At 71.5% G+C, this 13,724-nt stretch carries 11 protein-coding genes and 1 pseudogene; 7 read left to right on the top strand and 5 right to left on the bottom strand.

Features of this window, described 5'->3' with window-relative positions; all coding sequences use genetic code 11:
• Positions 1–864 (top strand): cytochrome c oxidase assembly protein (locus tag ACTHNQ_RS18445; protein WP_440335399.1); only part of this gene is annotated, 864 nt, incomplete at its 5' end.
• 2 nt (positions 865–866) lie between these two features.
• Here ACTHNQ_RS18445 and ACTHNQ_RS18440 read toward each other — a convergent pair.
• On the bottom strand, positions 867–1,925 hold the full coding sequence (locus ACTHNQ_RS18440; RefSeq protein WP_440335402.1) for a hypothetical protein: 1,059 nt from the start codon (positions 1,923–1,925) through the stop codon (positions 867–869).
• 236 nt (positions 1,926–2,161) lie between these two features.
• Here ACTHNQ_RS18440 and ACTHNQ_RS18435 point away from each other — a divergent pair, with 236 nt between their 5' ends.
• Positions 2,162–3,541: an ATP-dependent DNA helicase gene (locus tag ACTHNQ_RS18435; protein ID WP_440335398.1), complete on the top strand. Its 1,380-nt coding sequence runs from the start codon at positions 2,162–2,164 to the stop codon at positions 3,539–3,541.
• Between the two features lie 6 nt (positions 3,542–3,547).
• On the opposite strand, the gene ACTHNQ_RS18430 is transcribed toward ACTHNQ_RS18435, so the two are convergent.
• Both ACTHNQ_RS18430 and ACTHNQ_RS18425 read right to left on the bottom strand, forming a co-directional pair.
• Positions 3,548–4,213 carry a heme oxygenase (biliverdin-producing) gene (locus ACTHNQ_RS18430; protein ID WP_440335397.1) on the bottom strand — a complete coding sequence of 222 codons (666 nt, stop codon included), beginning with the start codon at positions 4,211–4,213 and terminating at the stop codon, positions 3,548–3,550.
• A gap of 45 nt (positions 4,214–4,258) precedes the next feature.
• Positions 4,259–4,585 carry a DUF2470 domain-containing protein gene (locus ACTHNQ_RS18425; protein WP_440335396.1) on the bottom strand — a complete coding sequence of 109 codons (327 nt, stop codon included), beginning with the start codon at positions 4,583–4,585 and terminating at the stop codon, positions 4,259–4,261.
• 80 nt (positions 4,586–4,665) lie between these two features.
• Here ACTHNQ_RS18425 and ACTHNQ_RS18420 point away from each other — a divergent pair, with 80 nt between their 5' ends.
• Positions 4,666–5,937 carry a serine hydrolase domain-containing protein gene (locus tag ACTHNQ_RS18420; RefSeq protein ID WP_440335401.1) on the top strand — a complete coding sequence of 424 codons (1,272 nt, stop codon included), beginning with the start codon at positions 4,666–4,668 and terminating at the stop codon, positions 5,935–5,937.
• A gap of 53 nt (positions 5,938–5,990) precedes the next feature.
• Entirely contained in the window at positions 5,991–6,833 is an 843-nt protein-coding gene (locus ACTHNQ_RS18415; RefSeq protein WP_440335400.1) for an EamA family transporter, read from the top strand.
• A 10-nt stretch (positions 6,834–6,843) separates the two neighbouring features.
• Here the strand turns inward: ACTHNQ_RS18415 and ACTHNQ_RS18410 are convergent, their stop codons facing one another.
• Both ACTHNQ_RS18410 and ACTHNQ_RS18405 read right to left on the bottom strand, forming a co-directional pair.
• Complete coding sequence (locus ACTHNQ_RS18410) at positions 6,844–7,950, bottom strand: substrate-binding domain-containing protein (protein WP_440335395.1); 1,107 nt, start codon at positions 7,948–7,950, stop codon at positions 6,844–6,846.
• Positions 7,947–9,917 (bottom strand): heparinase II/III domain-containing protein, encoded by a 1,971-nt coding sequence (locus tag ACTHNQ_RS18405; RefSeq protein WP_440335394.1) that lies wholly within the window; start codon positions 9,915–9,917, stop codon positions 7,947–7,949. Before ACTHNQ_RS18405 ends, ACTHNQ_RS18410 begins: the two co-directional genes overlap by 4 nt.
• 162 nt (positions 9,918–10,079) lie before the next feature.
• On the opposite strand from ACTHNQ_RS18405, the gene ACTHNQ_RS18400 reads away from it, so the two are divergent.
• The 3 genes and pseudogenes from ACTHNQ_RS18400 to ACTHNQ_RS18390 form a co-directional block, all read left to right on the top strand.
• Positions 10,080–12,074 (top strand): DUF2264 domain-containing protein, encoded by a 1,995-nt coding sequence (locus tag ACTHNQ_RS18400; protein ID WP_440335393.1) that lies wholly within the window; start codon positions 10,080–10,082, stop codon positions 12,072–12,074.
• Positions 12,075–12,124: 50 nt separating this feature from the next.
• Positions 12,125–13,432, top strand: a complete 1,308-nt coding sequence (locus ACTHNQ_RS18395) for an ABC transporter substrate-binding protein (RefSeq protein WP_440335392.1) — start codon at positions 12,125–12,127, stop codon at positions 13,430–13,432.
• Between the two features lie 95 nt (positions 13,433–13,527).
• Positions 13,528–13,724, top strand: a pseudogene (locus tag ACTHNQ_RS18390) (sugar ABC transporter permease); the annotation flags it as partial.

The raw sequence follows: 13,724 nt of genomic DNA, 5'->3' as shown, positions 1-13,724 counted from the left end.
TTCGCGATCTTCTTCTACCTCGTCGGCGTGTGGCGCCTGCGCCGCCGCGGCGACGCGTGGCCCGCCTACCGCACCATCATGTGGGTGCTGGGCTGGCTGCTGCTGGTATGGGTCACCGGCGGCGTCATCAACGTCTACCAGGACTACCTCTTCAGCATGCACATGGTCGGGCACATGCTGCTGACCATGGCGATCCCGCTGCTGCTCGTGCCGGGCGCGCCCATCACGCTCGCCGCCCGCGCCATCCACAAGCGCGACGACGGCACGCGCGGCGGGCGCGAGTGGATCCTGTGGGCCGTGCACTCCCCGGTCGCCCGCATCCTCACCAACCCGTTCGTCGCGGCCGGCATCTTCATCGGCTCGCTGTGGGTGTTCTACTTCACCGACCTGTTCCGGTGGTCGCTGTACGACCACCTGGGCCATGAGTGGATGGTCGCGCACTTCCTCATCACGGGCTACCTCTTCGTGATGTCGCTCATCGGCATCGACCCCGTGCCCTACCGCCTGCCCTACCCCGGGCGGCTGCTGCTGCTCATCGGCGTCATGGCGATGCACGCGTTCTTCGGCATCGCGATCATGATGCAGGAGGGGCTCATGGTCGCCGAATGGTTCGGCTCGATGGGCCGCACCTGGGGGGCGACCCCGATGGAGGACCAGTACACCGGCGGCGGCGTCGCCTGGTCGATCGGCGAGATCCCGACGCTCATCCTCGCGATCACCGTCGCGATCCAGTGGAGCCGCAGCGACGACCGCGAGACGAAGCGTCGCGACCGCCACGCGGACCGCACGGGCGATGCCGAGCTCGAGGAGTACAACGCCCGCCTGGCCGCGCTCGCCGAGCGCGACGCCCGCATCGGCGGCTGACGCTACTGCGTGTCGGGGCCGGTGACGACGATCGACGCCGACCCGTCGGGCTGCACGGTGATGGAGCCCTTGACGATGAACGGCACGTCCTCGCTCAGCGGGCGGACGCGGCCGTCGAAGATCGAGCGGATGTCGACGTCGATGTGCGCCATCGCCTCGGCGGGGAGGATCCGCCATCCGGCGCCGTCGGGCTCGACCGCGACCGTGGGCTGCGTGACGATCGACCAGGTCGGCAGGTCGCTGATGCGGTCCTGCACGAAGTAGCCGAACGGGCACGACGTCGGCTGCAGCACCTGCTGTGTGGCGCACTGCGTGAGGAACTCCTCGACCTTGTGCTGGACCACGCTGACGAACTGGTCGGTGGCGCGGGCCTCGACCTTCACCGGGATCGCGTGGAACGGGCTGTCCGACAGCACGGCGACCCCGGGCGTCGACGAGATCGCCGTGTCGACCGAGACCGAGTACAGGCCCGGTGAGAACACCAGCAGCGCGACGGGGGCGAGGGGGTCGGCATCCATCCCGTCCGGCGAGACCTGGCGCTTGTCGACCCGGAAGCCGTTGACGTCGAAGCTCATCGACCCGGTGACGCCGAGGCTCATGACGGCGAGCGGGCTCTTCGCGAACCGCCACGTCGGGGCGAGGCCGACCGAGCCCGCGCGCTCGACGGAGAAGGTCGTGGTGCCGTCATAGCCGCGGGCCGTGTACGCGACGGTGACGCGCGTGATGTCGCCCTCGGTCACCTCGGAGGTCACCCGCACGTCGTCGAGCGACGCCAGTGCGTCGCTGCGCAGCAGCGCGTCCGACGCGGTCGGCGGCAGGCCCGCGGCCTCGAGCTCGGCGGAGCTGACGGCCACACCGGGCATCGCCAGCGCATCGGCGGCGCGGCCGTCGGCGAGCAGGCCGACGTAGCGCTCCACGAACGCCGAGGGGCTGTAGAACTCGCGCTCGATCACGCCCCACGCGGCGAACACGGCCGCGACGAGCACGGCGCCGACGACCCCCAGGATCGTCAGGTCGAGGGCGAGGCTGCGGCGGCGGCGCCTCTTCGCCGGCGGCTGCACACGGTGAGGCGCGGCGCCCGCCGATGGTGCGGCGGTTCCGGGGGTCGCGTCGGAGACCGGGGCGCTCGCACCGCCGGATGCCGCGTCCAGTGCCGCCCGATCCACGCGACCAGTCTAGAAACCCCAGGCCGGGAGGCCACTGTGTGTCGCCCGGTTCTCCTGTGGACGATCCGGATGCCGTCCACAATCGCCGCGGGTCCGGCCGGGTGGCGGCATCCGGTCGTTAACATGAATCGGTGAGCACAACGCCATCGCAAGCCGGCATCGCGCTGTCGGCCGAGCAGGAGGCGCTGTTCCGGCTCATCGAAGACACGCGCGAGCACGTGTTCGTGACCGGCCGCGCCGGCACCGGCAAGTCGACGCTGCTGCAGCACCTGGCGTGGCACACGAACAAGCAGATCGCGGTGTGCGCACCCACGGGCGTGGCGGCGCTCAACGTCGAGGGGCAGACGATCCACTCGCTGTTCAAGCTGCCGCTCGGGATCATCGGCGGCCACGACGAGCCGCAGTCCGACGCGACGCGCAAGCTGCTGAACGCGATCGACACGCTCGTGATCGACGAGATCTCGATGGTCAACGCCGACCTCATGGACGCCATCGACCGCGCGCTGCGGCAGGCGCGCGGGCGACGCTCCGAGCCGTTCGGCGGCACGCAGATCGTCATGTTCGGCGACCCGTATCAGCTGGCGCCCGTGCCGCCGCGCGGCGACGAGCTGCGCTACGTCCAGGACCACTACCGCTCGTTCTGGTTCTTCGACGCGAAGGTGTGGGTCGGCGAGGCCGCGACCGACGGCATCCTCGATGTGGGCACGTACGGCACGGCGCTCAACATCCGCGAGCTCATCGACATCCACCGGCAGAACGATCCCGCCTTCAAGGCCATGCTCAACGCCGTGCGGTACGGACGCGTGACCGCCGACATCGCCCAGGTGCTCAACGACACAGGAGCACGGCGCCCGCCGGATCCGTCCGACGGCGAGCAGCCCATCATCACGCTCGCGACCCGCAACGACATCGTCAACAACATCAATCGCCGTCACCTCGACGAGCTGATCGGCCGCGAGCAGACCGCGGTCGCCGAGGTGAACGGCGATTTCGGACGAGGGGATGCCGCCTACCCCGCTGACCTGCAGCTCAAGCTGAAGGTCGGTGCCCAGGTGATGTTCCTGCGCAACGACACGGGGTCGTTCGGCGAGCCGCCGCGCTGGGTCAACGGCACGATCGGCACGGTGACGCGCATCGCCGGCGAATCGGTGCGGGTCGAGGTCGAGGGCGAGGAGTTCGACGTCGAGCCCTCGGTGTGGGAGAAGTACCGCTACTCGTACAACCCCGGCTCGAAGACGCTGACCCGCGACATCGTCGCGGAATTCACCCAGTTCCCGCTGCGGCTCGCGTGGGCGGTCACGATCCACAAGTCCCAGGGCAAGACGTACGACCGCGCCATCATCGACCTCGGGTCGGGCGCCTTCGCTCCCGGCCAGACCTACGTGGCGCTGTCGCGGCTGACCTCGCTCGACGGGCTGTACCTGTCGCGCCCGCTGCGCCCGCGCGACATCCAGGTGGATGCCGACGTCCAGCGCTTCATGCGCGACGCCGTCCGCGGCCCCGCGGTTTGAACCCGCTCAGGCGACGGCGGTGCCCATGGCAGCGGCCTTGGCGGCCGCGAGGTCCTCGAAGAGCTCGGTGTTGAAGCGGTACGCGAGCAGCACCTCGTCGATCACGCGCTCCTGCTCGGCGGCATCCCACGGGGCGGCGTCGAGCTGCTCACGGTAGACGTCCTTGAAAGCCTTGGGGTCGGCGATGTCTTCGAACAGGTAGAACCCGATGCCGTTCGTCTCGAAGCCGAAGCGTCGCGACATGAGGCGCCCGATGAACTGGCCGCCGGACAGGTCGCCGAGATAGCGGGTGTAGTGGTGGGCGACGAAGCCGCCCGCCCACGTCGCGCCGACCTCGTTGATGCGGTCGACGTAGCGCCGGGTGGTGGGCAGCGGCTCGATGCGCTCGCGCCAGTCCGGGCCGACGAGGAACTCGAGGTCGGCCTCGAGTGCGGGCAGCCGCGTGAGCTTGTCGGAGATGAAGACCGCGGCGACCGGATCGTTGCGCATCTGGCCGGCCGTGCGCTCGAGCGCCTCGTAGATGAACCAGTGCTGCACGACGAGCGCGACGTAGTCCTCGCGGGTGCCCTCCCCCGTCATGAGGTCGGCCATGAAGCCGGCGTGCTCGCTCGACGAGTGCGAACGGCTGGACCGCTCGCGGAGCGCGGTGGAGAACGGGATCGGGTCGCTCATACCTTCATGCTAACTGAAGATAAGGCGAACCTAACAAGTTCTTTCTCAGGAATGCGGCCGCGGCTCGATCCCCAGCCGGCGGCACGCCTCGTCGTACAGCGCGACGATCTCGCGGCGCACCTGCGGGCGCTCCGAGATCATCCCCGACGGCCACGGCGCGGCGACCTCGACCGTCGAGCCGTCGGCGAGCGTCGCCAGCCACACCCCGCCGGCGCCGTCGAAGCCGGTCATCGTCGAGGCCGTGACGACGGCATCCGCATATCCGTTCTCGGGGAGGAAAGCGCGGGCGATCAGCACGTTGTCATCGCCGTGGTCGCCGTTCATATGGCCGAGCACGCCGGCGACAACCGCCTCGTCGAATCTGTGGATCATGCTGACACCCTACGGACCGCCGTGCACGAGGGACGACTCCGGTGTGTTTGAATGCATTGCACGATCATCGGGGGGTGAGCATGCGGACCCGCTCCAGAAGTCGCCGCGCCATCGCGGTGATCGCGGGTGCCGTCGTATCGGCCCTCGTCCTCGCAGGCTGCTCGTTCGGCGGCAGCGCGGCCGAACCCGATGTGCCTCCCCAGACCGAGGTCGCCTTCCCCGACGATGTCGTCAAGGGACTGCAGGATGCCGTCACGAGTGCCATGGGGACGTCAGGGTCCTCGGGCGCCATCGTCGGAGTCTGGGCCCCCTGGAGCGGCAGCTGGATCGCGGGCCTCGGGACCCAGCGGCCCGACGGTGGCGGCGACGTGAAGGCCGACCAGCGGTTCCGTGCCGGCAAGGTGACGCGCGCGATGACCTGTGACGCGCTCTACGGCGCGGCCGACGCCGGCAGGGTAAAGCTGGACGACCCCGTGTCGGAGTACGTGTCAGGCGTCCCCGACCTCGCCGCGGTCACGCTGGAGGAGCTCTGCGACGGCACGTCGGGCATCGGCTCGTACAGTGACCAGCTGTACGGCGCGTGGCTCAGCAACCCGAAGCGCAACTGGGATCCGCGGTACCTCGCCAGCTTCGGTCTCGGCGAGCCCCGACCGACCCCGCCCGGGGACGCCTACAAGGACTCCGACGCCGGTTACGTGCTGCTCGGCCTCGCGCTGGAGCGCGCCACCGAGATGTCGGCTGCCGACCTGCTTCGCACGTACGTGACCGACCCTCTCGGACTGGCGGCCACATCGCTGAGCGACCTGCCCTCGTCGGGCGCGCTCCAGGGCGGCCAGTCCATGCCGAACGCCGAGGGGGCCCTCGACTGCGCGGCACCGCTCGACCTCACCGGCGTGTCGTCGAGCGGCGGCTTCACCGACGCCGGGGTCGTCACCGACATCCGCGACCTCGGCCGGTACGTGCAGGCTCTCGCCAGCGGCTCGCTCGTCGACGACGAGGACCGGTTCGCGCACCCGCTTCCGGTGTCGGCCGACGGCCCCTCCTGGTACACCGCAGACGGCGGCGCGCTCATCGCGGGCACGCTCATCGGCCAGTACGGCAAGATGCCGGGCTACCTCACCGCCGCGTTCGCCGATCCGAAGACGGGGCTGACCGTCGCGGTCGTGCTCAACAACTCCGCCGGCGACGGCCGCGTCGCCGAGTACCTCGCGTGGCAGCTGGCCGCGATCGCGTCGAAGGCGCCCGCGGCCGAGGGCGAGACGGCGCCGGAGGCGGGACTCCCGTGGACTGCGGAGCAGTTCGGCGAGGCCATCGCGTCGGCGGCGGTGTGCACGCCGCCCGCCTCCGAGTGACCGCCGGCACAGGCGCCGCGTCGGTCCCGCGCCGCGGCACGACTCCCGCCATCATGCTCGTGATCGCGGGGCTCGCCTGCCAGGAGGTGGGCGCGTCGCTCGCGGTGCTGCTGTTCCCGCAGGTGGGGCCGCTGGGCATGGTGATGCTGCGGCTCGTCTTCTCTGCGGCGGTGCTGCTGCTCATCGCGCGTCCGCGGGTGCGCGGTCACTCGCGGCGGGACTGGTCGTCGGTGGTGCTGTTCGGGCTCGTGCTCGCCCTGATGAACAGCCTGTTCTACCTCGCGCTGGAGCGCCTGCCGCTCGGCGTGACGGTCACGATCGAGGTGCTCGGCCCGCTCGTGCTGTCGATCGTGGCCGCCCGCCGCGCGTCGGCCTGGCTGTGGGCGCTGCTGGCGCTCGCCGGCGTCGTCGCGCTGGGCGGCGGCGGATGGGACCGCCTCGACCCGCTGGGCGTGCTGTTCGCGCTGGGCGCCGCAGCGAGCTGGGCGTTCTACATCCTCGCCTCCGCGCGGGTGGGGCGGGCGTTCCCGAAGCTCGACGGGCTCGCCCTGGCGATGAGCGTCGGCGCGCTGCTGTCGCTCCCGTTCGGGATCGTGGATGCCGGCACCGCTCTGCTGCGCGTCGAGATCGTCGCCCTCGGGGCGGCGGTCGCGGTGCTGTCGTCGACCATCCCCTACGCGTTCGAGCTGATCGCGCTGCGGCGTCTGCCGGCCGCCGCGTTCGCGATCCTGATGAGCCTCGCGCCGGCGACGGCCTCGCTCGCGGGTTTCATCTTCCTCGGGCAGCACATGACGTGGCTAGAGATCGCCGGCATCGCCCTCGTCATCGCGGCGAGCATCGGGGCGGTGCGCTCGTCGGCCCGCGCCGCGCGCGAGGCGGCCGAGCCGATCGCGTGACGCCGTTCGCTCAGGCGCCGCGGGGCGGGGCCGTGGATCCGCGGACGTTGAGCGTGGGGTTCAGCACCACCCGGTGCACGGGCCGCGCCGGGTCTTCGAGGCGGCGGACGACGAGGTCGACGGCGGCGCGGCCGACCGCGGCGCGGGGCGGGGCGACGGCCGTGAGCGGCGGCGTGAAGATCTCGGCGACCTCGTCGTCGTAGGCGACCACCGACAGGTCGCCGGGCACCGAGATGCCGCGGTTCATGGCGAGGTCGACGAACGCCATCGCCTCGGGGTCGGAGTGCACGAGGATCGCCGTCACGCCGTTGGACAGTGCGGCGTCGAGGGTCGAGTCGACGACCGCCGAGAAGTCCGGGCTGGTGCGCGGCGGCAGGCTGGTCTCGAACTGATCGGCCGGAGTCAAGCCGAGCTCGGCGCACGCGGCATGCCAGCCCGCGGCGATCTTGCGCGAGGTGGGCGAGTCCCTGGCGATGATGAGCCCGACGCGGCGGTGGCCGAGCGAGGCGAGGTGCCGCGCTGCGAGCACGGCGCCCAGCGCGTGGTCGGTGGTGACGTTCTCGACCGGGCTGCCCTCGGGCAGCACGACGGCATCCCGCTCGACGAGGACGTTCGGCACCCCGCTGTCGGCGAGCCACTGCACCACGTCCTGCGCGTGCGGGGTGTCGGTGTTGGGGGCGAGCACGAGTCCGCGGACGCCCTCGGTGTGCACGAGGCGCTCCAGCACGGGGCGTTCGTCCTGAAGCTCGTACGACGCGCCGCGCACGACGACCCCCATGCCGTGGCGGGAGGCCTCGGCCTCGGCGCCCCGCACGACGGTGGGGTAGTAGAACGTCAGCGACGGCACGAGCATGGCGATCGACCCGGCGCGGGTGACGGATGCCACCGCCGAGGCTTCGAGGTCGTCGAGCGAGCCGGCGGCCGGGACGGCGCCGCCGTGCACGCGCACCAGCAGGCCTTCGCGTTCCATCTGGGCGAGGTCGCGCCGCAGCGTGACGGGGGCGACGCCGAGCTCGTCCATCAGCTGAGCGACCCGCACGGCGCCGTCGCGCTCGAGCGAGGCCAGCACGTGCGCACGCCGTTCGGCGGCCAGCAGTGCCGGTGTCTGGTCGGTCATCGGGCGTCCTCCGCGTTCGTCTGGTCCAGTTCTACCGTGACCGCGACGCTGTCGCGGGACGTGACATCGAGATCGAGGCGCGTGAGCCTCGCGCCCCACACGCTCGACAGCACGGGGTCGTCGAGTTCGCGCACGACGAGCGACGCGTCGACCCCCGCGGGCCACGAGATGCGGACGGGGCGCGCACCGTCGAGGGGGGTGACGACGGCGGAGGCGCCGTCGATCCGCACGTCGCCGGCGAGCAGCAGGCGCACCTCGGTGCGATGCGCCGAGGTTCCCGGGGTCCAGGCATCCGAGACGATCACCCTCCCGGCGGCACGCTCCAGCCGCACGGAGCGGCGCCAGGACGAGACCCCCGGGTATGCTCCTGACAGCTCGGCCGCGAAGCCGGTGTCGTCTCCGATCGAGACCTCGACGCCGGATGCCGCGAACTCGGCGCCGGCCGGCTGCTCGCGGCCGTCGATCACGGGCACGTTGTGCCATCCGCTCTGCATCGTCCAGATGTCGTAGCGGTCGGGGCCGAAGGTCTGCAGCGTGTAGGTCGGGCGCCCGGCATCCACCACCACCGGCACGCCGTCGGAGGCGACGATGAACGACCCGACGTCGTTGTGGTTGTGGTGCTCGCCGTTGTGACCGCCCTTCGCCGCCACTGCGAGCCCGTGCGCGGTGCCGCCCTGCGACCGGGCCAGCAGCACCTCGGTCGACGGCAGCCACACGTCACGCGGGCAGGGCGACGACTCCTGCGCGGCGGCGAGCCAGGCCCGGTCGGTGATGCCGCGCAGCAGCCGGCCGAAGCCCGGGTGCTCGATGGCGGCGGGCGAGCCGGGCTCGCGGTGCGACGCGGCGTGGGCGGCGGCATCCTGATCCCCCGCGGCGAGCGCCGCACGGTGGAGGGCGTGCCACGGCTGGGCCGCCGAGACCCGGGCCTGGCCGTCGGCGAGGTTCAGGTACCAGTCGCCGCCGAGGTGCATGCGGTGGGGGAACGCGACGGTCTCGCGCAGTGCGGTGATCCCCGACGCGTCGAGCACTCCCCCGGTGGCGTGCCGCACGATGTCGAGGGCCTCGAGGGCGCGGCAGGCGCCGTTCCACCAGTACGCGTAGCCCTCGTCGATGGCGCCGTCCTCGGGCAGCACCGACACGTAGCGGTCGATGCCCTCCAGCGCGAGTGCGACGATCGCGGCGCGCTCATCGGCCTCGGCAGGGTCGTCCAGCAGGCGGAGGGCGGCGACGAGCACGTTGCCGTGGATCCAGGGGTTCCAGTTGTGGACGTCGCCGTCCAGGCCCAGCCAGTGCCAGTCCCGGCGCTCGGTGAACGGCTCGAAGATGCGCACGCGCGTCTCGTGGCGCACGCGGGAGCGGATGCCGGGGTACCGGGCCTCGAGACGGTCGCCGATCAGCTGGTCGACCCATGCGAGCAGACTCACCACCTCGCCGGCGCCCAGGTCGAGGTACGGAGAGGTGACGACGGGCAGCACCGAGCCGTGGACGCGGAAGGCGTCGTCGTGCGCGGGCCAGCACCACGAGCTCTGCTCGCAGAACAGCCAGACGCCGTCGAGCACCTCCGCGAGGTAGCGCGGGCCGTGGACGGGGTCGTCGGCCAGGACGGCGGCGGCCACGGCGGCGCGCGAGAGGCGGCGCTGGCGCTCGTAGAGCACGCTCTCCCAGCCCTCGCGGTCGCCGTCGTCGTGCAGGCGCGCGGCTGCGGAGGCGAGCGGCACGGGCCAGGGCCGGCCGAGGTCGGCTTCGGCGCGCTCCAGGATCCCGCGGATCGAGACGGCGTCGGCCTCGCCACCGGGCGCCCAGACGGTGCGATCGGCGGAGGATGCCACGGGCAGCGCCTGCGCGGGCGCCGCGAGCAGTGCGGCCAGCGCGGCCGTGAACCCGGACGCGTCGGTGCCGGCCTGGCGCTGGTACGTCTCGGCCAGACGGCCCTCAAAAGGCCGGGTCGCGCCATCCAAAACGGTCACAGGGGGATCCTCCTCATCGATTCACCGTACACGCAAAGCGATCACAAACGATCATAACGAATCCAAAACAGTCTTGCAATGAACGAAATGGATTGCTACAGTCCCAAACGTTCGCCTTCTCTGGAGGGCGGAAGGCGACAAATCTGATCAAGGGAGATCCCAGTGACGGTCCAGCACCACGGCACATCTGCTCGCACCGCGGTGGACGCCGACTGGAGCCGCGACGAATGGATCGCCTTCGCGGACCACCTGCTCGCCACCGCCCGCTCGTACGCGTCGCCCGGCCACGGCCGCATCCACTTCCCGGGCGCCGAAGGCGGCTACGGGCACGCGGTCGACGGCCTCGAAGGCTTCGCCCGCACCTTCCTGCTCGCCGGCTTCCGCATCGCGGGCGCCCGCGGCGAAGGCACCGAGGAGCTCGCCGACTTCTACCGGCAGGGCATCGTCACGGGCGTCGACCCGGATGCCGCCGACCGCTGGGTGCGGCTGGACGAGCACGCTCAGGCCAAGGTCGAGGCCGCATCGCTCGCGCTCGTGCTCGACATGACGCGTCCGTGGATCTGGGACCGGCTGGATGCCGTCACGCAGGAGCGCGTGATCGCCTACCTCGCTCCCGTCGTGGGCGACGCCACCTACCCGAAGACGAACTGGCTGTGGTTCCGGATCGTCGTGCAGACGTTCCTGCGCTCGGTCGGCGGCCCGTGGTCGGCATCCGACATCGCCGATGACCTGGCGCTGCACGACGTGCTCGTGCGCGAGGACGGCTGGATCTCGGACGGGTTCGAGCGCTCGTACGACCACTACGTCGGCTGGGCCCTGCACACCTACCCCGTGCTGTGGTCGCGCATGCAGGGCGCCGAGGAGCTCGCCGGCGGCCGTACCGCCGGCGACGTCGTCCGCCTGGATCGGTACCTGCAAGACGCCCGGGCCCTCGTGGGCGCCGACGGCTCGCCGCTCATCCAGGGCCGCAGCCTCATCTACCGCTTCGCCGCGGCCGCGCCGTTCTGGGTCGGCGCGATCGCCGAGGTACCGTCGGTGCCGCTCGGGCAGCTGCGCCGGGCCGCGAACGCCGTGGTCGCGCATTTCGTCGGGCGCGACGCCCCGGGCGAGGACGGCGTCCTCACGATGGGCTGGCACCACGAATGGCGCGAGCTCGCGCAGTCGTACTCGGGCCCCGGCTCGCCGTACTGGGCCGTCAAGGGGCTCCTCGGCATCTCGCTGCCCGCCGACCACCCGGTGTGGGCGGCGCCGACCGAGCCGCTCCCGGCCGAGGCGGGCGACGACGTCCGCGTCGTCCGGTCGGCCGGGTGGGCCGTGTCGGGCACCGCGGCCGACGGCATCGTGCGCATCGCCAACCACGGCAGCGACCACGCCGCCGACGGCGCGCTGGTCGGCGACTCGCCGCTGTACGCCCGCATCGGCTATTCGACCGCAACGAGCCCGCTCGCGAACCGGACCGCGTGGGAGGAGCCGCTGGAGCAGTCCGTCGCCCTCGTCGACGCGGCCGGCCGGGCCACCCACCGGGCGGCCATGCACCTCATCGACGTGCGGGTGGACAGCGAGGGCCCGGCCCGCGTCGCGATCGCGGCATCCGTCTCTCGCGCCCACTGGCTCACCCCGCGGCCGGCGGCGCACCGCCACGGCTCGGGCCTCGACGGCGACGTGGAGCTCGCCGGCGTCGTGACCGTCCACTCGCTGCTGCGCGGCCCGTGGGAGGTGCGGCTCGCGCGCGTCGACTCCCTCGAACCCGGCGTCGACGCGGGCGCGCTGCACCTGCGGGTCGGCGGCTGGGCGCTCGCCGGCGGCGACGTCGAGGGGCGTGCCGACGACGTCTCGGCCTCGGCGACCGCCGACGGCCTGAGCTCCGGCATCCGGTCGATCCTCGGAGCGGGCATCGGCAGCGTCGAGGAGCGCCTCGACGCCAGCCCGCTCGGACCCGTCGCGATCGTGCCGGTCGTGACGTACCCCGTCGTGCCCGGTGCGTGGATCGCCACGCTCATCGAGTTGACGACCGAAGACCTCGCATCGTCCGGCGATGCGACCGTCGACGTCCGCACGGACGACGGCGACACCACCGTCACGGTCTCCTGGCCGGACGGGACGGCGACCACCAGTCGCCTCGCGAACTCCGGAGACGCGTCCGACGCCGACCGGTGAACCCGATGGGCCCGATGAAGGGTCCGCAATCACGAAGGAGTACCCCCAGTATGAAGCGCTCATACGCTGCCGCGGCAGGCATCGCCGTGGTCGCCACGCTCGCCCTCGCCGGCTGCAGCAGCAACGGCGACGACGCCGCCGCGCCCGAGGAGTCGTCCGGCCCGGTCACCCTCACCATGTCGGGATGGAGCCTGGACACGACGCCCGAGTTCCAGAAGCTCGCCGACGCGTTCCACGAGAAGAACCCCGACGTCACGATCGAGCTCAAGGGCTACGACGCGGCCGAGTACAACACGCTCGTCACCGCCGACCTCGCCGCCGGCTCGGCCCCCGACATCATCACGCAGAAGGAGGTCAAGTACGTCCCGACCTTCGTCAACGGCGGCCAGCTGCTCGACGTCTCGGACGTGAAGCTGCCCGACGGCATCAGCGGCGCGAAGTCGTACGAGGTCGACGGCACCGCCTACGCGGTCCCGTACCGCAACGACTCGTGGGTGCTGTACTACAACAAGGCGCTGTTCGACCAGGCCGGCGTCGACTACCCCGACGGCACCTGGACGTGGGATGACTACGCCGACGCCGCCGACGCGCTCACCAAGGGCCTGACGGCCGCAGGCAGCGCCGCCAAGGGCGCGTACCTGCACAACTGGCAGTCGACGGTCCAGGGCTTCGCGAACGCCCAGACCGACAGCGACATCCTCAAGGGCGAGTACGACTACATGGAGCCCTTCTACGAGCGCCAGCTGGCGATGCAGGACGCCGGCGACCAGGTCGACTACAACACCGCCAAGGCCAACCAGCTCACCTACCAGGGCGAGTTCGGCAAGCAGAACGCCGCCATGCTGCCCATGGGCACGTGGTTCGTCGCGACCCTGATCGCGCAGCAGGCGTCGGGCGACGCCGACACGTTCGACTGGGGCATCGCGCCGATCCCGCAGGAGTCGTCGAAGACCACCGGTCTCGACAACACCCCCGTCACCTTCGGCGACCCGACCGGTCTGGGCATCAACGCCGCGATCGACAAGTCCAAGGTCGCCGCTGCGAAGGAGTTCCTCGCCTTCGCCGCCGGTGAGGAGGGCGCTCAGGTGCTCGCGGGCATCGGCATCACGCCGGCGCTGCTGACCGACGCGGTCGTCGACACGTACTTCTCGGTCGACGGCGCTCCCACCGACGACCTGTCGAAGTTCGCGTACTCGACGCACGAGGTGCACCCCGAGAACCCGACCTCCGACAAGGCTGCGGCGATCCAGGGCATCCTCGGCGACATGCACACCGCGATCATGTCGGGCTCGCAGTCGCCGGCCGACGCCATCAAGGAGGCGCAGGACCGCGTCGCCAACGAGGTCGGCACCGACTGATCCCGTCCTGATACCCGGTGCCCGGTCCGCTCTCCGCGGGCGGGCCGGGCACCGCACCAGCACCCATTCCCGACAGGCCCCTCTGGAGGTCCGCCATGGCGACCATCACCGCCACCGAGGCCGGCACCGCGCCGCCGCCCGCGCGCCGCCCGCGCTCGAAGCTGCGCCTGCGCAACACCCTCATCGGGTGGAGCTTCATCCTCCCCAACTTCATCGGCTTCGGCGTCCTCACGCTCGTGCCGATCGTCATCCTCTTCTACATGGCGTTCACGAACTGGAACGTCTTCGGCAA

The organism is Microbacterium sp. (genome assembly GCF_051953575.1).
Classification (GTDB): Bacteria; Actinomycetota; Actinomycetes; order Actinomycetales; family Microbacteriaceae; genus Microbacterium.
This window is presented reverse-complemented; position numbering and strand designations above follow the sequence as displayed.